Here is a 20,291-nt window from a genome sequence, read left to right as displayed (position 1 = left end):
AGTTACAATGACCTCTAAAATATATACCATGTCACCATAGCTATTGATTTTTTACTACAAAATTCATAAGTTAGCCGAGCAAAACTTTAAAACAAAGACAGCACTAAAAAAACATTCCAAACACGTTGCGTGTTTCAGGATAAGGGTTATATTTTTATTAGACAAAAGCATTGAACAACCAACACAAGTCATTAGAAGAAGTACATCAAAGCGTTGAGACCGATATAAAAGGGTCGAGGTTTAAAAAAATATTGAGTTTCTTCGGGCCAGCGTATTTAATAAGCGTTGGATATATGGACCCAGGAAACTGGGCTACCGACCTGGCAGGGGGAAGTCAATTTGGTTACACGCTTATCTGGGTCTTATTAATGAGTAATATGATGGCTTTGGTATTACAAAGTCTAGCGGCTAGGCTCGGTATCGTTTGGGGGAAAGATTTAGCACAATGCAATCGAGAAACCTATCCAAAAAAGATGAATTTCATCTTGTATATTCTTGCTGAAATAGCTATTGCCGCCTGCGATTTGGCAGAAGTATTGGGTATGGCGATAGGACTTAACCTCTTGTTTGGTCTTGATCTCTTATGGGGGGTTGGTATCAGCTTTCTAGATACCTTTCTATTGCTCTATCTTCAGCGTTTAGGGATGCGCAAAATGGAAATGTTTATTATCGGGCTTATCTTTATGATTGGGATGTGTTTTCTAGTGGAAATGGCCTTAGCACAACCTGATATGGCCGCACTCGCTACTGGTTTCATTCCCTCCATACCGAATACTGCAGCTCTTTATATTAGTATAGGTATTATAGGTGCAACGGTTATGCCTCACAATCTTTACCTTCACTCGGCCCTCGTTCAAACGCGTAAGATCAACAGAGACGAGTCCTCTATTCGGAAAGCACTAAAGTATAATTTCTGGGATAGCGCAATTGCGCTAAATCTAGCCTTTTTCGTCAATGCTGCAATCTTAATCCTAGCCGCTGCTGTCTTTCATAAAAATGGAATGAACAATGTGGCCGAACTCCAAGATGCACATAAATTACTGGCACCTACTTTAGGCAGTGAATGGGCACCACGATTATTTGCCGTTGCATTGATTTTAGCAGGGCAGAGTTCAACAGTTACTGGAACGCTTGCCGGTCAAATCGTGATGGAAGGTTACCTTCGTTTGCGCATCAGTCCGGCATTAAGACGCATGTTAACACGCTTATTAGCCATTGTTCCTGCTATTCTAGTAATTTATATTGCAGGTGATGATGAAGTGGGGCCGTTGCTTGTCTTCAGTCAGGTTCTACTGAGCATGCAATTAGCCTTTGCTGTAATTCCGCTCATCCACTTTGTCAGTGATCGCAAGCGAATGGGCGTTTTCACAATCTCTCTACGGCTTAAAATAATTGCCTGGACAATCGCTGCTATCATCTCTTTTCTAAACTTTCAACTTGTATATGAGGAAATAACAAATTGGATTAAGATCTTCAACAATCCTTGGTTAACTATGCTATTAATTGCAGGTGGGGTAGGATTATTTGTACTTCTGCTCCTTACGGTGCTTTACCCCATTACCAAACTGAGAAAAAAAGTAAATATGGAAGTCCATGCACCCTTTCAGGACTCACTGTTGGAGCCCCCCTCTTTCAGTCGCATCGCACTCGCTTTAGATTACTCTTCATCCGACCCGTTGGTTGTATCTTATGCGCTCAAATTAGCCAAGCCCGGCACACAATTTATCCTGATCCATGTAACAGAAAGTGCATCTTCGAGAATGATGGAAGAAGATACGGATGATTACGAGAAACGTCACGACGAAGAAAGAATGTCTCGATATATTCGACTTTTCAAGGAACAAGGATTTGAAACCAGCTTTGAAGTAGGGCATAAAAACCGAGTGAAATTTATTGCCAAGATATGCAATTATTATCAAGCCGACCTCTTAATTGTAGGTAGCCACGGACACAGGGGTCTAAAAGATTTCATTTACGGAGAAACCGTCAATAAGCTCAGGCATCGTGTAAACATCCCGGTTTTTATTGCGCAGTAAGTTACACATTCATCCAATAAATTTCCATACGTTAGCCGATGCTTTCCTCTTCCTGCATTTTAACCGTCGTCTTCCGATGCATATTCCCCCAATCTGACATTGCTTGTAGCACGGGTCTCATGGTTATGCCTAGTTCGGTCAATTCGTATTCAACACGGGGCGGCACCACCGCATAGACTATCCGCCTGATGATAAGATCTTTTTCTAACTCCCTAAGCTGGGCAACCAACATTCGTTCTGAAATGCCGTCGATCGATTTCTTCAGGTCGCTGTAACGCATCTTCCCATAAGCGAGTCGACAAAGTATAGCGGGTTTCCACCGGCCTCCTAAAATAGACAATGAATAAGCCATCCCACAGGTATCATTAATTTGCTTCTCGTTCAAAGCGTTTGTAGATGTTTCTTTTCTCATTTCTTACATTTTTGTTAGTACCTAACAATTATATCTGTACTTACAAATATAAAACTAAGAACCTATTTTTGATAAAAAAAGTATCAATGGAAAAATTAAAAAATAAAATAGCCCTAGTTACAGGTGGTAGCAGAGGAATTGGTGCCGCCATTGTAAAGAAATTGGCTTCAGAAGGAGCCCATGTTTCATTTACCTATGCAAAATCACCGGAAAAAGCAGCGCTGCTCAGCGATACGCTTCAAGAAGCAGGCAAACAAGTGAATGCCATTCATGCAGACAGTGCTGATCCGCAAGCAGTAACAAAAGCTGTTCAACAGGTCATATCCTCCTTTGGTCGTATTGATATTCTCGTTAATAATGCCGGTATTTATATAGGTCGACCTTTCGAAGAACATACCTTGGAAGATTACGAGCAAATTATGAATGTTAATGTCCGAGCGCTTTATGTAGCTTCGTTGGAAGTTGTAAAAAATATGCCAAATGGTGGCCGTATCATTAATATCGGCAGTAACATGGCAGAAAATGCGTTAAGCGCTCAGACGACCCTTTACACAATGAGTAAATCTGCATTAACCGGCTTCACGAGAGGCTTAGCGCGAGATCTGGGACAAAGAAAAATCACGGTAAATGTCGTGCAACCTGGGCCGATTGACACGGATATGAACCCGGCCAATACAGAACTAGCCGATTTTTTACGAAGCAGAATGGCCTTGTCAGATTACGGTACCGGAGACGATATTGCCGGTTTAGTAGCATTCCTAGCGAGCGATGAAGGCAAATATATTACCGGCACTTCACTTACCATCGACGGTGGTTTAAATGCCTAAACAACGTGTAACACATCCGGCAGCCAAAGCTGCCGGATTTCATCCCCCCCTTCTTCCGGCTTCATGGGCTTGCTAAATGAAAGTTTTAACATTATCTTGCGAATCGATATCGCGCGATCATTCTAAAAAATGCGTTGTGCATATTATTCGGAAAAATGAGAACGATATTATTACTACTTTTAGTGTTAATCAATGTGAGCTGCGACCAGGTATCAAAACACATTGTACGTGAAAAGATCGATTATTATGAAGAGATTAAAATTATCGACCAATACTTTGTGCTAACTAAAGTAGAAAATAGCGGTGCTTTTTTAAGTCTTGGAAACAACTTACCTGGATTTGTAAAAATTATATTTCTTTCTGTGCTTCCTGCATGTATCCTATTATTCGGTCTTTATTACCTGATACAGCAACGCAAAACTTCGCCGTGGTTATCCATCGGTATTGCCTTTGCGCTAGGTGGCGGAATTGGTAATCTCTATGACAGGATATTATATGGATCAGTAACCGATTTTATGCACATTGATTATCTTTTTATCAAGACGGGTATTTTCAATATGGCCGATGTGTCGATTATGACAGGAATGGTTTTGATAATCATTGGTTTTTGGATTCAAAGGAGGGCAGAATTAACATTAGCTGAAATTGAATAAAGCACAAAAACTAAAAGATAATATTCTTAACAGTAAGATTAAAGGCAGCTCAACAACATGATAGACAAGCTAGCACTCATTGAAATTAAAAATCATAAAGTCTTATCCACAAGAAGTAGAGGTTAAGACATTTATTATCTCCCGGGTGGAAAACGCGAGTTAGGAGAATCCGATATGGAGGCATTAATTAGAGAAATAACTGAAGAGCTGACCATCAATATAGATCCCGACACCATTAAATTTTACGGTGAATTTTCAGCGCAAGCTCATGGCCATCCTGAAGGTGTTATCGTCAATATGCGTTGCTACACAGCCACTTTTCGAGGTTCTTTGCAAGCCGCCGCTGAAATTGAAGAGATTGCCTGGCTTGCATATAATGATAAACCGAGGGTTTCTGAAGTTGACAAGCTTATATTTGATGATCTGAAAGAAAAAGGATTATTAAGATAGCCCAGACGACATCAAAAATTTTATGACTGTGAATCAAGCCCATGCAATATGTTCTTAAAAAAAAGCCATATTTTTTTTAAGAAAACTTTGGTGAATTCAAAAAAGACACTACATTTGCAGTCCCAAAACAAACGAACGGAAATTTAAAAAACCGATGTTTGGAAAAGGTACCATAGCTCAGTTGGTAGAGCAAAGGACTGAAAATCCTTGTGTCACTGGTTCGAATCCAGTTGGTACCACATAAAAAAAGCCCTTTTTTTTATCAAAAAGGGCTTTTTTTATGCACTTACGCGTAAAAATCACCTAAAATCCTAAAATCTGAAAAAACGCTTCTAGAGAGGTTCTACAGGTTTTTTTGTTGAACTCGGTGCGTGGAGTGGCACAAATATGTCACAGAAATCCCGCGCCATAGAAAGTAAAGGTTTATGGCAACCGTAAACGCATTGGTGCACCGGCACCACAGGAAATCCGATGGTAGCTACAACGTTAAGATCAGGGTTTTCCACCACGAGAAAAAGTACATCGAAACGGAGCATTACATTACAGACAGGCAGCTCCGCCCCGATGGTACAATCAAGGACACATTCATCCTTTCGCTGCTCAACCACCAGCTCGATGACTACCGCGAAACGATCAGCCGGCTCGGTGACCGGATTGAGCTGTACTCGGCGGAGCGCCTGCGCGATTACCTCCGCGACAAGGACAAACCCATCGATTTCGCGGCTTTTTGTAAGGAGGTCATCGACTTCCGCATGGCCAACAAACAGAAAGGGAGTGCCAGAACGTTCAGGAGCGTTCGATTCAGCCTCATAGATTATTTCGGCAGGGAAAGCGTTTCCGTGATGGAAATCCATTCGGACATGCTGCGGGAATATGAAGCGTACCTCCGTACCGAAAGGACAATCACGAGACCCGACCAGTTCGGCATCCCCAAAACAAGGAAGGTCAAGGGTATGACCGACATCGGCCTGCACAATCACATGCGTGACCTGCGTGCTCTGTTCAACCTCGCGGCCAAAAAATACAATAACAAAAGTCTCGGCATCACCAGGACATAATCGTCAAACCTAAGAAGAGCGCACGCAAGAAAAAGAAGCTTGACCGCGGACAGTTACTGGCAATCATCAGCTGTCTGGCCTCTCCCGGCAGCCGGATGGAACTGTCACGGGACCTCTTCAAGCTCAGCTTCTACATGTGCGGTATGAATGCAAAGGATATCCATGATCTGCGGGATGAGGATATCATCAATGGAAGGGTTGAATACAACCGGAGCAAAACAACGGGAAGGCGCGATGACGATGCCTTTATCAGTATAAAGATCGTGGATGAAGTCAAACCCCTCCTTGATAAATACCTGAACGTCCTGAGGGATCGCTATTCAACGTTTGAGAACCTTGATCATGCACTTGCCAAGGGAATGGAGCAGATATGCCGGAAATTTGGCTGGGAGGAGAAGGCCGAAGAAGAGGCGGTGGCTAAAGCGGCAAAGTTCAAATCGAAAGACAAAGCATCCACGGTATTGAAATCCGAGCGTATTTCCGAACTGGAAAATGAATTGGAAGTCCTGACCAAAAAGGTAGCCGAATTGGAAACGGAACTGGTGCACCGCGACCAGATTGTCGGGGCAAAAGATGAGACCATCGAAGTACTGAAGAAATATGTCAGTTCACTGGAGAAAGATAAGGTAGACCTGAAGATCGAGTTGGAGGCGATCAGGGAAAAGTTTTTCACGAAGACGGGCGCTCGAAAGTCTGGGTAGTGTCCGTCAACAAGAATCTTTTAAAGGGGGTTGCTGTGATCACATTCTTGGAATGGACAAAGTGAACAAAGGTCACTGCATTGGGCGTAAAACTTTTGTTCCTATCAGGATTTTATGATATTTTTAACAATGTCCCAATTTTAATGGGACACTACTGTAAGTATATATGAAATCAGAGAATATCGAAACGAGCGCAATTAAAGAATTTTTCTTTAAAACAGTACTTATAGCGCAGTCCGTGAAGGCAATAAACGACAATTGGGCCAAAGACATAATAAGAAGCATACATAGACATATTTTTACCGACCCTATAAATGTCGAACTCCAAACTGATGAACAGCAAGTCGAATATTTTAATAAGCTATTTGGCACATCCTCAAAATCAATTCAATGGGTAAAAAAAATTGATTCGACAAGCATTGTGGATATAACCGCTGATAATAAGGAAGAGATAGCAATCGAAGTCGCGTCAAAAATTTACAGTCTCCTAAGTGTGGCGATTTTTGAGAATTTGATTGAATTTTTAAAGGTGCTAAACAAAAAACAAAATGGTACGAGCGAGGCCGTCATTAAATTATTTGGGGAAACGTTTAAGCAGGAGATTGAGAATATTGATTCGTTAAAACAGATCAAAACGCCGATGATAACTATTATGAACAACCTAAGATTGTGTCGTAATGTCGTCACTCACAATAGTTTTAAATTGTCCGCTTTGGAAAGCAAATTTAAAAAAGAAGGAATCGAGCTAGAATTATTTTGTTTCAAGCCAAATACGTCTGTCGATGTAATCACTTTAGATCGACAATCATTTATAAGGTTAGTCGACTTATATTCTCAATTGGCGTATTTAGCATATTTATGTTTTTGTGATAAAAACAAGATTAATGTAGTTGCTTTTTATACATGATTGTTCGTTATTAATGGGTTTAAAAAAACATCTTATTGGTTTAGGCCTTATTTTAGGGTGCTTTTCGGCATCTTCCCAAATTAGAAATATTAAAACGGCTTTACCCAACGTGAATGTCGGGGATATTTTTTATATACCATTTCTCGACGATCCGTTATTCAAAGTTTATAATAAAAGCAGTTTACCTCAATATTATCAGGTCGACGGTGGATACAAGGGCGGCCGGACGCAGATTTTAACCGAGTTCAACAGGTTAATTGGAAAACAAATCCCGGCAGACAGTGATGGATTTATTACAATAAGATTCATCGTAAATAAAGATGGGAAAACCGGAAGGCTCCGAGTGTTTGAAATAGGTTCGAATTACAATCAACATCTATTCAATTTTTTTCTTGTCGAGAGACTTCTCAGCTTCACAAAACAACTGAAATGTTGGAAGGTCGCTGAATTAAAGGGTGTAAAGACCGATTATTATCAATATTTAACATTTGTAATCCGTGACAAAAAGATTGTTGATATTTTACCTTAGCGCTTTGATTTCGGCATGTTGGTCATCTGATGATAATATTAATGACAACAGTGGCGTATCAAAATGCGATATAGCAAAAGAAATATATGAAAACAGTGGAATTCAAGGTACTCATGAATCGCAGGTATTATTAGACAGCGCGATCAATCTGTGCCCGGACATGACAGATGCATACCATGAAATCAGTGTCCCCTATCTTAAAAGGGGGGACTACTTTACATGGTTGGTATATCTCAACAAAGCTATTGAGAAAGAACCTGAGAGGTTCCTTGGGATACGTGCCTGGTGCAGGGTTAAATTTTTACATGATTACAATAACTCATTTGATGATTTTAAAAAATTAGAAAGCATCAACCGGAATTCGACCATCATAGTGGCTGATAATAATATCTATTCTTGGATGGCTCTGTGCAAAGCTGGCCTTGGCGAAATGGAAACCGCATTAATGTATATTGAAAAAAGCATCAATTCCGCTATAACGGAACATGGGACAGAATGGGTAGGTATGTATGATTTTTTTTATAGAGGCAACATCAATATTGCGCTTGGAAAATTTAATGACGCGCTGAAAGATTTTGACAACCAGCTTAAACTATCTCCGAACCTGATAGATGCCTATTATTATAGGGCTAAAACCTTAATAAATATGAGCAGAAAAAATGAGGCACTAACTTGGCTTTTAAGAGCAAAAAGTCTATTAAAGAACGAGGGATATTCTATAAATGACCCGTATGTAGAAATGCCCTGGAGAATTTATGAAAAGGATATAGATGAAGCAATTTTCAGATTAAAGAGGCATTAAGTGCATTCATCTTCAGTAAAATTTGCGAACCTATTGCGTTAACACAAATTGCGGTTAACTTAAAAAAAACCCACATAATCCTGAACGTATTTTGGTTTCGTTATACCGCATAAAACATGATCTATGCCGTTATCAAGATACCGCCGCATTAAAATTTGCGGTAAAGATTCATTTGATTTCGGTAAAGATATCCCCTGAGATTCAAGATAAGGAGTTATTTGGGATGAAACGGTCTGCAAATAATGATCCCATGCAGAAGATTTTAACTTTGTAAATAAGTGAGACGTTTGTTTTGGTATCTCCTCGTCAAAAATGGTTGTTAAAAATTGCCATAAAATCCCATCGAATACGGCATTAAATACATCCAGGTTGTCAATACTTTTCCAGTTCCTTTTGGTATACGATAAAATCTCTATTTCTTCCAGGGTTATATCCCCGTACTTTTCAGTGATTGTACCTTCTATTGATTTAACAAAGTCAGAATACGCATCATCATTTTCTGTATCATAGCCCTTCTCCAATACCCTGTATGATCCCAACCTCAGTAACCCACTGTCTGTCATAGCATTTAAAGGTCGATTACTAATTATTGTTAAATCAGATGTTTTTGCAACGTTAATCAGGTTCTGGTTGTCAACGTAATATGAGCTTGGTTTATTTTCAATCAAATTATACGGAAGTTGGATCAGCTTAAAATTAGAGTTTGCCCTCACCAGGTTCGAAATAGCTATAACTTTTCTTAAATCTGTTGCTTTTTTTGACGAACTGTCTATCGTAAAAGTGTTTGAACTGACACCATAACAGCGGATTTTTCCGATTTCTACCATTTCCTCCAGAAATTCAAAGGCTTTTTTTATCCGCCTGTAATATTCCTCATGCGGCTCTTTTTGAAACTGATCGTCAAAAAAATATTCCGGAGAATGCAGTAGGAACCCATCTAAAAAACTTGTGTTTAGTCTTTTGAGAGAAATCTCAATCTGAATTTTAAGATAATCCGGATGAATGGAGTGCTCAAAAGATTCCGAAATCTTAACCACATCATTTAAAGCGGCCCCCTTTTTATTTAAACTTTTAAAATGTGCTAAATTTTTTCCTGAAATGTACCCTGCTTTCGTAATGACGAAAATTTTCTCCCTTGGAAATGAGTTAAAAATTTCTCCGACTAACTTCTCAGATTCACCATCTGTGTAATTGGAAGCTGTATCGATCAGATTACAACCGCTTTGAATAGCAGCATTCAGGGCGTCAAAATTTTCTTTTGATGTTGAGCTGATCCGATATCCACCGAAACCCACCTTGCTAAGTTCGTTCAATTCAATCATTTGCCAGTATAGTTTTAGTTGGAAGATCCACTTGTTTGTTTTAATCTCACTTTCTCTTTTTCCCAATTGATTTGCCAATTTATGAGGTATTGGGAAATAGGCTCCAATCCAATTTCACTTCTGTATATGTCAACACTATCCGGATCTTCAAGCGGAAGTAAATAATATCCATTGTCGTCATTTCGACCTAACTGAGTTCCATATTTCTGTTTTCCACCCCCCTCAAGTGCGACCCTGTCCTCCAACTTTGCCAAATTCATCGGGTTTGCATTCTTTTCTTTTACGGCCTTTCTCAATTCAGGCAGAAATTTTGTTCGAGTTTTCACGTCAGAGTGCTGTATGACCAGAAAAAGAGCATCGCTAGCCTTTTCTCCTACAGTGTTTTGCCCCAACCAGCCGTATTGTTTAATAATTTCTTTTACCCTCAGAATGTTTACGGAATCTGTTTTAGCAATTTTTTGTCCCAATTCTTTTACGCGCGGAGATTCCATTCCTTCATCGTTAATAATGGACATAACCTTTACTCTGTCATTTTGGTCATCATCGAAAATCTGCTCCAGCTCTTTAATTAGTTCCTGTTTCGATTCTTCGGTCAGTACAGTTCTGCTCGATTTTTTTTCAGTTACGGACTCACCGCATGAACAAAAAAATAGAGAGATCAAAAGAAGTAAATAGCGTATCTCGGAGAAATTCATGGCAAGAGGCATGTAAGTATTTAAATTATTTGTTAAAAGTTAGTTACTAATGGGGTTTCGCTCTAAAAAAACTTGACCGTTAAAGTCGTACGTCGGACTGGACAACTTATATTTAGTTCTTAAATGTCCAAATTCATTATTCAGCTCTTCAAATTCATTCTCAAAATACCTGAACCATAATAATCCTTCTTCTTTGAATATACCAAGCCCCTTAAAACTTTTCAGTGAATTATCAAACCGATTGAGCTGAAAAGCTATCCGCCCATATGTTTCATGAACCAGCTTATGATCTATCTGCTGCATTGTCAATGTTGATTTCAAGCTTTTTAAGATTTCAACAAACGTAAATAGCCCGTGAAATCTGGAATAAAGATCACTATGCTCTTCTTTTCTTCCCGTAATTTCGGCAAAGCTGGTGTCATAAGATACGTTGAAGAGTTCAGATTGCTTAGAGTAATAAGTGAGCGTATTAAATATTACGTGCGACCCTTCGTGAGAAAGATGATCAATGAAAAACATCTCATTATCCCAATGATTAACATTTAGAAATACCATATTATGCGCGCCAAAAACAGCAAAACTATTAGGTTCCGTACCATTGAATAACATAACTCTCTTTAAAGTACTTAATAGCGTATCATAAAATTCTGGACGTCCCAACTGAAGAAATAAAAAACTGTTTTCGAGATGGTCCATGTGGGCATCCTTAAGATCGTTTTGAACCTTTTTGTCAATTTTAAAGGGAAACAAAGGTTCCAGTAAAGGATGAGGATGTATCTGTACTTCGACACCATTCTTTAGTTTATAAATCGGCTCAAACTCGTAATTAACGGGCAGCCCATCCTGGAATAATCCATGTTCAGACCCAGAGGAATAGTGAAACTTAAAAGATGACTCCATAAGATCCGTTTTAAAATATCCAACATTAGGAATGTATATAATACCGGAAGAATTGGAGAATACATCAATTTCTTTCTTTTTATCACTCTCATAACCAATTATGATGGAATCAAGCCATTTATCATCGGGTTGAGCTAAAAATGCATACAACAGCGGTTCCATGTAAATTTCGTCGTCATAAAAATCCAAACGATCAAAAATATTTCCAACTCTTCTAAATAGGACCTTTTTTATGGAATCTATAAGATTTTGTTGTAAACCGGTGAAATTTTCAAAATAGTTCATATCAATAATTTCTTCGAATCAGAGAATAAAACAGTCTGTCAAAAAGAGACAGATCTTCTATAATAATTTCGGCTGTCCCGGAGACATCTCCCCCAATTGATAAATTTTTTTTCTGGGTCGTTAATAGCTGTCTAGGCAAATCTACAACCGCTGTATAGAAGCCATCATTGGCGTTCAAGGAAATAGAAGTAACCCGGCCTTTAAGCATACCGAATTGTTCATATGGATAATTTTTTAACTTTATTACACAGTCCTGCCCTTTTCTCACTTTTCCGGAATTCTCTGTTGGTAATTTAACCAGGCTAAAATACTTCGTTGCATTAACAGGGGTGATGGTTAATACTCTTTTTTCACCTGTCACATATTTATTTTCGTTTCTAAAATCGCTTAGATCTATTCTACCGTTTACGGGAGCTGTGATGACATACTTATTCTTCCATTCCGATAGACTGAATTCCAAATTGGCAAAGTTCTGTAAAATATCATTTCTAAGTTTGAGATATCTGTCATCATTTTCCAGATCAGAGGAGTGTATTTCTTTTTCTAATACCTGATCTTCCAGACTGATATTGACCAAACTTTCTTTAACGCCATCTACCCTACTTTGCGAGTTGATGAGTAATAGTTGTTTTTCTTCAAGTTCAGCTAGAGAAATTACTTTTCTTTCATAGAGCAGATTAGTCCGGTCAAAGTCCCTCTTCTTTATTTCCAGCTCTTTATTTGCAAGTTGGAGTTGATTCTCAAGGAACGCTTTTTTTGAAAGCAATTCCTCCTGCCTTTTTCTATTAATCTTGTATAACGATTCCTTGAATCTCGTATTATTGTATGCATAAAATTCTATCAAGCTTCTTGAAAATTCCGAAAAACTACTTTGTACATCCCCGAGTACATAGGGACGTGTTAATTCGGCATCCTTCCAATATGCCCAGAAATCCCTACCTTTTAAACTATCGACAAGCCCCATTACTTCGAGAACATCCTCATGGTTACTGTTGTTATTTATTATCATTATCCAGTCGCCCTTCTTTACCGTTTCTTTATCTTTTTTTAGCAAATGAGATATCCTCCCATTACTTCTGCTATAAACTTCAATAGGAGGGCTATCATTTGTAATAATAGTTTCAGAAGTGATAACTTCAGGATATTTTATCATTCTTAATCCCAATCCGACTATCAGGAAAATGACAAGTATGCCGCTGCTTCCCCATGTAACAAGTTGAGGCGGCACTCTGTCTAAAATATCCTCGAAAAATTCACTTCGATCAGAAATCTGTTCTATTTTCTTCTTATCAACTGGCAAGTTCCAACTGGTTTTTTACAAGTTTAAAATAATATCCTTTCTTTTCGACCAAATCATTATGGCAACCGATTTCTTTAATCTCTCCATTGTCCATAACAACGATTTGATCAGCATTTTTTACTGTACTGAGTCTATGTGCTATGATGATAACCGTTTTATCCACAAAAAATTCCTGGAGATTATCAACAATTTCCCGCTCATTGTTTGCATCAAGCGCGCTGGTAGCTTCATCAAAAAGTAACACTGTAGGATCTTTATAAATTGCACGGGCAATTAAAACTCTTTGCCGTTGCCCGCCGCTTAAGGTTCTTCCTGTTGAACCGGCTGCGCCGATAACTGAATTGAATCCGCCGGGCAATGAATTAACCAATTCCTCCAAATTTGAAAGTTTTACCGCTTCAAGCAATTTTGGTACCTTGACCGCAGTTTCACTTAATGATTCGGTTATATTTTCCGCTATGCTGGCAGAAAAAATGAAACCATCCTGCATTACGGTTCCGCACTGGTCTCTCCACTCTGAGGTGTTGATATGCTTCAAATTATAACCATCAATGAAAATATCACCCTGAGTTGGCAGGTATAATTTCAAAAGCAGCTTCATTAAGGTTGTTTTACCGCTACCGCTGTTTCCAACTATTGCCGTAACCTTTCCTTTGGGAATCAACAGACTTATATTCCTTAATACTAAATCTGTTACGTCTCCCGTATAAGAAAAGCTCAAATTTCTGATTTCAATATCCCAGTTCTGTTTCGGCAATTGAATAAGGGTGTTGTCGTTTAAAAGCTTTTGGTCTTCTGTTTCATGGTCTATATCCTGAAATCTTTCCATACTCAATTTAGCATCCTGTATGGATCTTAACAAGCCTACGACACCCAATAACGGTCCATTAACCTGACCAACAATATACTGTATGGCAAGCATGGCGCCCAGCGTAATTTCACCGTTCATCACCAGTATGGCCGATGTGAAAGTGATTAAAATGTTCTTTATCTCATTTATAATATTGCCACCGATTGACTGAAATTGTGACAGCCTCAAATTTGCAACAGATGTGTTGAAATATTGAACTCTCACCCTTTCCCAACTTCTGATGTGTTTCCTTTCCGAATTATTAACCTTTACTTCCTGGATTCCACCTACCAATTGAATGATTCTCGAGTTCATTGCAGAAGAAGAATCAAACCGCTTGAAATCCAAATCCGCTCTCTTTTTCATGAAGACCCAAACCCATACCACATACAGGACAATACCGGTGGTGAATATGAGAAAAATCTCAAGACTGTAGTAAATAAGAATCAGCAGGAAAATGAATGAGTTAATCAATGAAAAAATTGTGTCCGGCGCATTTACCAAAAAAGTCTCCAACCTGGCCGATTCATTGATACGCTGGGTAATATCTCCGGAAGTTTTGGAGTCAAAAAACGACAGCGTTTTGCCCAAAAGCTTTTTTAGGTAGTCTGATGCTATAAGCATATTAACCCTTGCGCCGATATACAACAGCAGCCAACTCCGTATAACCGAGATAAAGGACGCGCTAAAAAACAGCATTAATTGTGCGGCCAATAACACATAAACGAAATTGAGATTACCAAGATTTATTCCTTTATCAACAAGTTTTTGAGTGAGAAATGGCAGAACAAGCTGGATGAATCCTCCAACTATTAACCCGATAAAGATTTGTACGAGATATTGGGAATAATTTTTAAGATAAGGTAAAGCTCCCTTCAACCCGGAAGTCTTATCTGTATTATCCATGGAGTAAAATTCGTTAGTCGGTTCTAACAATAATACAATCCCTTTATCTTTTTCAGTTACATTTCCAGATCCTATCCAAGCCTCTAAAAATTCAGACTTATTATATTTTAACAGCCCATGAGCTGGATCAGACACGTAAATAACATCGCCTTTAATTTTGTATATAATCAGAAAATGTCTATTACGCCAATAAGAAATACAAGGTAAAGGAGCATGCTCGCTTAATGTTGGGAAATCTATTGAGGCAGGTACGCAATGATATCCTATCTTTTCTGAACCGGCTATCAGTGTTTTTATTGTGATTCCATCTGGAGTTATATGGCAAACATCCCTAAGATGTTCCATACTCAGGTTTTTACCATAAAACTTTGATAATATCTTCAGGCATGCAGGCCCACAATCAAATTGATCAATCTGTAAATACGTCGGAAATTTCTTCAAATTGAACAGCCCCATATAGTTCTATTTAACATTGTTCCATTTATTGTTATACGGATCAAAATCGCAGGTTTCTGTTTTGTAATACTTTCCATTTTTCTCCACGACATCCGAATTGCTGACACAGGTATACCTATACTGGCAATCTCTACATTTTTCTATCTTGTCATTTGATACATCCCATTTTTCACTAAAACCTGAAGTCAGAATAACATCTTTGATCTTTATGTTTTTAATGCTTCCGAACGATTTTTCGTGACGTATGTAATTTTTAATGTTTCCATATCTATCTATGCAAACTTTTCTGTTAAGTCCTAAATTATAATGCTGTGCTTCGGTAAAGGATTCTATGTTGGTCGAAAACCGTTCCGGTTTTATAGTTTCTTTATTGTTTATTTGTATATTTCTTTTAACTTCAATTATCGCTTTCCCTAAAGTCGCCTGGCTAAAAATTAATTTATCCTCTAGACATCCATAAATGATAATTCTGAACAATCTGGGTTCTTCTTCTAATTTTTTATATAAAATTTTGTGAGGTTGAATGGTTTGATACGGTAAATATATTTCGAGATGTTTAATCCGGGATAACCTAAAAGCATCTAAATATTTATTCAGTTCAGAACTCGACAAATTATCAAGAAACCTCACTTGAACAGCCTTACATGACAATTCATTAAGTTGATCAATGATGTCACCGAAACTGAAATCGCTCTGTTTACTGATTTCGATTATGGAATTTGTAATCGTGTGAGGCGAATGCCAGGTGAAATCAATGGAAGGATATGACCAGGGTTCGTCAGTATAAAATCCCAGTTCAGCATCAACAAATTGTTTGTAAAACGAATCAAGGAAGCTATGATCATAACGTATATTACTTCTCAATGCTTCCATATCCTGATCTTCTGCTGATTTTAAAAGATTAAATGCTTCATTTGAAATTGTATAAAAAAGTTTTCTTTGAACATCGTAAATCAAACTGCTTGCATATCCACGAACCAGCACGCAGCAGGCGAACATTTTAAACCATAAATTAGAAGATACGCGCATTAAAAGATATTTGATATTTCTTTATGAAATGGGGTAGCATAATAGTCCGAATTATGGAACTCGCTTCTAGTGGTTAGGTTCAACACGACCGCATCCTCGAATTTTGTTCTAACAACGGAGAATAAAAAATAATTCACGGGCAATGTATCCCTGAAACTGTCTGAAATAGGCTGATTTTCAAAATTCGAACTGTTCTCACTCATGGTTGGTCAGATAATCTGCAATTTTCTTATCTAAGTGATAATTGCAAGGATAAGAAGTCATTCCATATTGTCCTCTTGGGTTGATATCAAGTAACACGAATCTTCTATCCTTCGTTTTAACGAAGTCAATAGATGCGGTATCTAAATTTATTTTTGCCATGAGTTGCCTGATCTTATTCTCCAGTTCATGCGGTAATTTATAGGGAACATTTCTGTTGTTAGTGTATTTTCTATAGTCTGTACTTGTTTGCGTATCCAACTGAGAGAATATTGCCATTGAATAAAGCTCCCCATTCAGGTAGAAAACTCTTATCTCAATCTCTTTTTCTAAATTTTTCTGAAAAAGCGACATTCCAAATTTAACGGGTAACGATTCGACTGTTTTGTCAGTGACTTCTTCTGTATAATTTAAAAAAACCTTCTTCCCGCTCGAGCTGTCAATCTTTAAATCAAACACCTCGCTAATCGCCTTGGTGATAATTGAACGGTGCTTTTGTTTGAAAGCAACCAGACACGTCTTATCATTCGTCACTAAGGTAGGGGGAATTTCGATTCCCACTTCCTTAACCTGGGATAGCATTTCCAGTTTATTAAATCTGAGGATGTTATAATTACCAAGTTTTTTTTTATCGTGGCTTAATTTTGATAAGAGAAAAAGAATACTGTGAGAATACTCATAATAGAAATTATTCTTTACTTTACGATAAAAATCCTGTTCATACACGTTTAAAAACGATTCTTCTAGAAATGGCCTTACAGAACGTCTGAACCAAACTGAATCAATTTGCTCCATGCTTACATTTCTGTTATCAAAACTTGCCGCACTATCGTCTGTGGAATTTCCGAATTCAATCGACATATTTTCAATTTCATTGGATAGGAATAAATCCAAATTAAGCCGTTTAAATTCCTTCCTATAATATGAAAGCCAATCTATTACAGAATTAGTTGAATCATCACCCGATTCTGTTACCAGAAGTACCATAGTCTTTAAATTAGAAAAACTGAATAAGAATTTATTCAGTTTTTAATGACAAATAAAGCTCCTAACTAAATAAAACTAGTCAAATTCAGCTTTATTGATTACCCAGTCAAGACCTTCTACAGTGACTGAATGACAGTTAGCTTGATACATTTTAATACCACCTAGAAAAGAATCGATGTCATTTTGCGAATCCATTTTCTTTGCTTTAAAATCATCCAATGATAATCTTGATGATTCCTTTTTTTTCACTTCTGTTTTCATGTGATAAAGATTTAAGTATTAATGATTCCCAAATATATTATGTGAATTTAATTTTTCGAAATGTTTACACATAAAGGCTTATTCCCTACACGAAATGGCCATTACCGTACACGAATGCCTGATTCTTCATTATTTTCTTGAAGTTTTTTCATTTTCATATGAATGGATATATTTAATCAAATTAGTGAATACAAAAATGTTAACTTTAATCATACCATCTATTTCTACAGCAGGAACTCTATGTTCTGCAAAAAAAATGACACTAGTCCTGAAACATGCTTACTAGCGGAGATACGCCGAAATTTAGCATAACGGTGGCAGGGGAAAATCAAACTTGTAATAAGGTGTCAGTCAGCAGTTATTATCAAATTGGACAAAACCAAGCATTCATTTCTAATAATTACCCAATGATCTACGCACAAAATTGTCGGGCTTAGTTATTTCAGAAACGAGTCTGACCAAGGTAGAAAGTTTGACATTTTCCAAAAAATTCATAGATTGTAAAATCAACAATGCACCCATGTATAAATTTCGTATTAATTTTAAAGAAGGTATTGAAGAAAATTATCGTTTAATCGCTATTGATTATTGGAAAATAGAAGAAAGCCGTTTCGTCCACACGATAGTTGAGATTGCCCAAAAATATGGGGTGAGCCATATGGCCCTCACCGGAATAGTCCAACGCAATGCCACCTGCAGCAAATTCGTTGGTGTCTGTTCTATCTGTCAGGAGGAAATATGGCAAACTGCTTCCAATCGTACCAGCTTCAACTCGTTGAAAAAAAAATCACAGTGTGAAGAATGCCGGGAGCTAGAGCGACAAAAATGGTTGGACCAAGTGGAAGCAAGGAATCGTGGACTCCGACAGCGGGAGACCAAGCAGCAGCTTCAACAAAAAGGGTTAAACCAGATACCTCCTTCAACTACCCTTAAGTTTTCATTGGCCCGAAATACCAACAAAACCAAGCCCAAGCAGCCTGAGTATTCCGGCACATTTGTGCTTAAACAAGATGTCGTGATCAAAGCCGGCGTTAAATACCTATATGGCGGATGGGAATTAACCGACGGATCAATCAACCTTCAATTCAAACCCGTGGAAGAAATATTTCCGACACAGCAACGCGATATACGCGAGGAACCGGGGTTCATAGGACGGCAGGTTGAACAACTGTACAATGATCTTATGACAATCAATGAAGAGAGGGATAAAAACGATGAACCCCCGTTTTAGGGTCAAGCTCATAACTCTAGCAAGCCAATTCTGAGGATATATCCTATATTGTTATACCCAAAATATTTTAACAACAATCCTTCTTTTTCAAGGACTATTATTTCTTTTCGGCTGATGTTTCCGGGCGGGCAAAACCTATGTGTTTTAGGCTTGTAGCGTCGTGTCGCAAATACCCTGCAATAATGTCATTATTGTACAGCTTGCCGGAGCACTCATGCCCCTAACTTTGTTATATATCAAAATTAAAAGACATGGGAACATTGAAACTGCAAATGTTGATCACGCTTGACAGATTCGGCATCGAACCTCCCGACAGAGACGGACAAGCCTTTGTCTGAGACGATGAAATGGAGGTATTTTCTGTGGAAAACCTCAAAAACGTGGATCGCATTGTGCTGGGCCGCAAAACGGCGGATGATTTCATCCCCTATTGGATGAAGGTGGCCGAAGACCCGGGGCGCAAGGAATACTCGCTTGGACGGCCGCTGGCGGATATCCCTAAGACCGTCTTTTCCACCAGGTCACCGGACAAGAGTTGGAGCAAAACCACCGTGGTGGCTAGAGACATTGTGACGGAAATAGAGCAGCTGAAAAACGAGGCCGGAGGGGATATGATCGTCTATGGCGGCTATTCGTTTGTCTCCGCCCTGATCCGCAACCGGCTCGTCGACAACTACTACCTGCTCGTGCATCCCCTGATGATGGGCCGGGGGCAACGGATACAGCAAGACCTGCAACGCTATCTGAAGCTGGATCTCCAGCAATGCAGGGCATTCCCCAGTGGGGTGGTCTTGCTGCATTATACGCAGCCCAAGGCATAAAACCGTACGCCGGGGTATCTCATAACACGTACCTTTGGCACTTACTTATGATTGACGCAAAGAGTCCCTATTTGACGCTTGCCGACTATATCTAAGCCAAGGGATAGTCCGTGCCCGGCAGGCCATAGCTTCTGCAAGCGATACCGCGGCAGGTGACAGCTAAAGTAGCGTAGGCGACAAGTTTGAGACGATCCGCGAAATGATGCAGCAGGAAACCAACCGAGCGATGTTTTTTATCTCCATCAGTATAGGTCGCATGGAGGTAGATTTCTTAATCATAAAAACTAGGATGGTTTCAATAAATGGCTGTGGGTTTAACAACAAAACCTGTCAAACTTCACTCAAAAAAATCCACACTTATAGCACAGTGACAGTTGTGGGTCTGAGTATTTTTGCATAAATTTGGGCTTGTAGTTCCTTAGAAGGCTGTTTTTTCATCATATATTTATCATTGAGGATGCCTGAAAATCCTTGTGTCACTGGTTCGAATCCAGTTGGTACCACGAAAAGGCCCGGATTTACCTAGGGCCTTTTTTCATTATACCTAAGAACAATATCAAGTTCCAAATCTTCTATCTTATTAATTTCATCGTATGAAACAGCTACTTGGTCGAATATTTTTTTCTGTTTAGTCCTAATACCCGAATATTGAAATAAAAAAGGAAAGGAATA

20 protein-coding genes and 1 tRNA gene are annotated in these 20,291 nt (G+C 38.6%); 12 read left to right on the top strand and 9 right to left on the bottom strand.

Features of this window, described 5'->3' with window-relative positions; translation table 11 throughout:
* Positions 1 to 170: 170 nt before the first annotated feature.
* On the top strand, positions 171 to 2,036 hold the full coding sequence (locus tag RYH73_RS14940; RefSeq protein ID WP_335314246.1) for an Nramp family divalent metal transporter: 1,866 nt from the start codon (positions 171 to 173) through the stop codon (positions 2,034 to 2,036).
* Between the two features lie 31 nt (positions 2,037 to 2,067).
* On the opposite strand, the gene RYH73_RS14935 is transcribed toward RYH73_RS14940, so the two are convergent.
* Positions 2,068 to 2,448 carry a winged helix-turn-helix transcriptional regulator gene (locus RYH73_RS14935; RefSeq protein WP_335314245.1) on the bottom strand — a complete coding sequence of 127 codons (381 nt, stop codon included), beginning with the start codon at positions 2,446 to 2,448 and terminating at the stop codon, positions 2,068 to 2,070.
* Between the two features lie 86 nt (positions 2,449 to 2,534).
* On the opposite strand from RYH73_RS14935, the gene RYH73_RS14930 reads away from it, so the two are divergent.
* From RYH73_RS14930 to RYH73_RS14890, 9 genes are all read left to right on the top strand, one after another.
* Positions 2,535 to 3,275, top strand: a complete 741-nt coding sequence (locus RYH73_RS14930) for an SDR family NAD(P)-dependent oxidoreductase (RefSeq protein ID WP_335314244.1) — start codon at positions 2,535 to 2,537, stop codon at positions 3,273 to 3,275.
* Positions 3,276 to 3,430: 155 nt separating this feature from the next.
* Complete coding sequence (gene lspA, locus RYH73_RS14925; protein WP_335314243.1) at positions 3,431 to 3,928, top strand: signal peptidase II; 498 nt, start codon at positions 3,431 to 3,433, stop codon at positions 3,926 to 3,928.
* Positions 3,929 to 4,057: 129 nt separating this feature from the next.
* Positions 4,058 to 4,378 carry an NUDIX hydrolase gene (locus RYH73_RS14920; protein WP_335314518.1) on the top strand — a complete coding sequence of 107 codons (321 nt, stop codon included), beginning with the start codon at positions 4,058 to 4,060 and terminating at the stop codon, positions 4,376 to 4,378.
* 166 nt (positions 4,379 to 4,544) lie between these two features.
* A tRNA-Phe gene (locus RYH73_RS14915) sits at positions 4,545 to 4,617 on the top strand.
* A 186-nt stretch (positions 4,618 to 4,803) separates the two neighbouring features.
* Complete coding sequence (locus RYH73_RS14910) at positions 4,804 to 5,436, top strand: phage integrase SAM-like domain-containing protein (protein WP_335314242.1); 633 nt, start codon at positions 4,804 to 4,806, stop codon at positions 5,434 to 5,436.
* Between the two features lie 134 nt (positions 5,437 to 5,570).
* Entirely contained in the window at positions 5,571 to 6,137 is a 567-nt protein-coding gene (locus RYH73_RS14905) for a hypothetical protein (RefSeq protein ID WP_335314241.1), read from the top strand.
* Positions 6,138 to 6,303: 166 nt separating this feature from the next.
* Positions 6,304 to 7,044: a hypothetical protein gene (locus RYH73_RS14900; RefSeq protein WP_335314240.1), complete on the top strand. Its 741-nt coding sequence runs from the start codon at positions 6,304 to 6,306 to the stop codon at positions 7,042 to 7,044.
* Between the two features lie 13 nt (positions 7,045 to 7,057).
* Positions 7,058 to 7,573, top strand: a complete 516-nt coding sequence (locus RYH73_RS14895; protein ID WP_335314239.1) for a hypothetical protein — start codon at positions 7,058 to 7,060, stop codon at positions 7,571 to 7,573.
* Complete coding sequence (locus tag RYH73_RS14890; RefSeq protein WP_335314238.1) at positions 7,542 to 8,375, top strand: tetratricopeptide repeat protein; 834 nt, start codon at positions 7,542 to 7,544, stop codon at positions 8,373 to 8,375. The genes RYH73_RS14895 and RYH73_RS14890 overlap by 32 nt, the downstream gene beginning before the upstream one ends.
* Positions 8,376 to 8,434: 59 nt before the next feature.
* On the opposite strand, the gene RYH73_RS14885 is transcribed toward RYH73_RS14890, so the two are convergent.
* The 8 genes from RYH73_RS14885 to RYH73_RS14850 all read right to left on the bottom strand — a co-directional run bounded on the left by RYH73_RS14885 (position 8,435) and on the right by RYH73_RS14850 (position 17,567).
* Positions 8,435 to 9,763, bottom strand: coding sequence for an aldo/keto reductase (locus tag RYH73_RS14885; protein WP_335314237.1), 1,329 nt, complete (start codon positions 9,761 to 9,763; stop codon positions 8,435 to 8,437).
* The gene (locus RYH73_RS14880) at positions 9,712 to 10,392 is read right to left on the bottom strand and encodes a DUF6624 domain-containing protein (RefSeq protein WP_335314236.1); all 681 of its coding nucleotides are present in this window, start codon (positions 10,390 to 10,392) and stop codon (positions 9,712 to 9,714) included. Before RYH73_RS14880 ends, RYH73_RS14885 begins: the two co-directional genes overlap by 52 nt.
* A gap of 39 nt (positions 10,393 to 10,431) precedes the next feature.
* Entirely contained in the window at positions 10,432 to 11,577 is a 1,146-nt protein-coding gene (locus RYH73_RS14875; protein WP_335314235.1) for a hypothetical protein, read from the bottom strand.
* A 1-nt stretch (position 11,578) separates the two neighbouring features.
* Positions 11,579 to 12,877: an HlyD family secretion protein gene (locus RYH73_RS14870; protein ID WP_335314234.1), complete on the bottom strand. Its 1,299-nt coding sequence runs from the start codon at positions 12,875 to 12,877 to the stop codon at positions 11,579 to 11,581.
* Positions 12,867 to 15,089: a peptidase domain-containing ABC transporter gene (locus RYH73_RS14865; protein ID WP_335314233.1), complete on the bottom strand. Its 2,223-nt coding sequence runs from the start codon at positions 15,087 to 15,089 to the stop codon at positions 12,867 to 12,869. The genes RYH73_RS14870 and RYH73_RS14865 overlap by 11 nt, the downstream gene beginning before the upstream one ends.
* Positions 15,090 to 15,095: 6 nt before the next feature.
* Positions 15,096 to 16,118, bottom strand: coding sequence for a grasp-with-spasm system SPASM domain peptide maturase (gwsS, locus tag RYH73_RS14860; RefSeq protein ID WP_335314232.1), 1,023 nt, complete (start codon positions 16,116 to 16,118; stop codon positions 15,096 to 15,098).
* Between the two features lie 195 nt (positions 16,119 to 16,313).
* A complete protein-coding gene (gene gwsG / locus RYH73_RS14855; protein WP_335314231.1) occupies positions 16,314 to 17,306 on the bottom strand; it encodes a grasp-with-spasm system ATP-grasp peptide maturase in 993 nt (330 codons plus the stop codon).
* A gap of 75 nt (positions 17,307 to 17,381) precedes the next feature.
* Positions 17,382 to 17,567, bottom strand: a complete 186-nt coding sequence (locus tag RYH73_RS14850) for a hypothetical protein (protein WP_335314230.1) — start codon at positions 17,565 to 17,567, stop codon at positions 17,382 to 17,384.
* Between the two features lie 520 nt (positions 17,568 to 18,087).
* Here RYH73_RS14850 and RYH73_RS14845 point away from each other — a divergent pair.
* On the top strand, positions 18,088 to 18,798 hold the full coding sequence (locus RYH73_RS14845; RefSeq protein ID WP_335314229.1) for a hypothetical protein: 711 nt from the start codon (positions 18,088 to 18,090) through the stop codon (positions 18,796 to 18,798).
* A 347-nt stretch (positions 18,799 to 19,145) separates the two neighbouring features.
* Positions 19,146 to 19,619 (top strand): dihydrofolate reductase family protein, encoded by a 474-nt coding sequence (locus tag RYH73_RS14840; protein ID WP_335314228.1) that lies wholly within the window; start codon positions 19,146 to 19,148, stop codon positions 19,617 to 19,619.
* Positions 19,620 to 20,291: the final 672 nt, after the last annotated feature.

The sequence above is a fragment of the Olivibacter sp. CPCC 100613 genome (assembly GCF_036959255.1).
Lineage (GTDB): Bacteria > Bacteroidota > Bacteroidia > Sphingobacteriales > Sphingobacteriaceae > Olivibacter.
Note: the sequence above shows the minus strand (reverse complement) of the source record. Positions and strands in the feature narration are given on the sequence as shown.

Coding starts and splice junctions, on each gene's coding strand:
- RYH73_RS14935 (WP_335314245.1), bottom strand. CDS start 2,448: ATGAGAAAAGAAACATCTACAAACGCTTTGAACGAGAAGCAAATTAAT.
- RYH73_RS14930 (WP_335314244.1), top strand. CDS start 2,535: ATGGAAAAATTAAAAAATAAAATAGCCCTAGTTACAGGTGGTAGCAGA.
- lspA (WP_335314243.1), top strand. CDS start 3,431: ATGAGAACGATATTATTACTACTTTTAGTGTTAATCAATGTGAGCTGC.
- RYH73_RS14910 (WP_335314242.1), top strand. CDS start 4,804: ATGGCAACCGTAAACGCATTGGTGCACCGGCACCACAGGAAATCCGAT.
- RYH73_RS14905 (WP_335314241.1), top strand. CDS start 5,571: ATGTGCGGTATGAATGCAAAGGATATCCATGATCTGCGGGATGAGGAT.
- RYH73_RS14900 (WP_335314240.1), top strand. CDS start 6,304: ATGAAATCAGAGAATATCGAAACGAGCGCAATTAAAGAATTTTTCTTT.
- RYH73_RS14895 (WP_335314239.1), top strand. CDS start 7,058: ATGGGTTTAAAAAAACATCTTATTGGTTTAGGCCTTATTTTAGGGTGC.
- RYH73_RS14880 (WP_335314236.1), bottom strand. CDS start 10,392: ATGAATTTCTCCGAGATACGCTATTTACTTCTTTTGATCTCTCTATTT.
- RYH73_RS14875 (WP_335314235.1), bottom strand. CDS start 11,577: ATGAACTATTTTGAAAATTTCACCGGTTTACAACAAAATCTTATAGAT.
- RYH73_RS14865 (WP_335314233.1), bottom strand. CDS start 15,089: ATGGGGCTGTTCAATTTGAAGAAATTTCCGACGTATTTACAGATTGAT.
- gwsS (WP_335314232.1), bottom strand. CDS start 16,118: ATGCGCGTATCTTCTAATTTATGGTTTAAAATGTTCGCCTGCTGCGTG.
- gwsG (WP_335314231.1), bottom strand. CDS start 17,306: ATGGTACTTCTGGTAACAGAATCGGGTGATGATTCAACTAATTCTGTA.
- RYH73_RS14850 (WP_335314230.1), bottom strand. CDS start 17,567: ATGAAAACAGAAGTGAAAAAAAAGGAATCATCAAGATTATCATTGGAT.
- RYH73_RS14845 (WP_335314229.1), top strand. CDS start 18,088: ATGTATAAATTTCGTATTAATTTTAAAGAAGGTATTGAAGAAAATTAT.
- RYH73_RS14840 (WP_335314228.1), top strand. CDS start 19,146: ATGGAGGTATTTTCTGTGGAAAACCTCAAAAACGTGGATCGCATTGTG.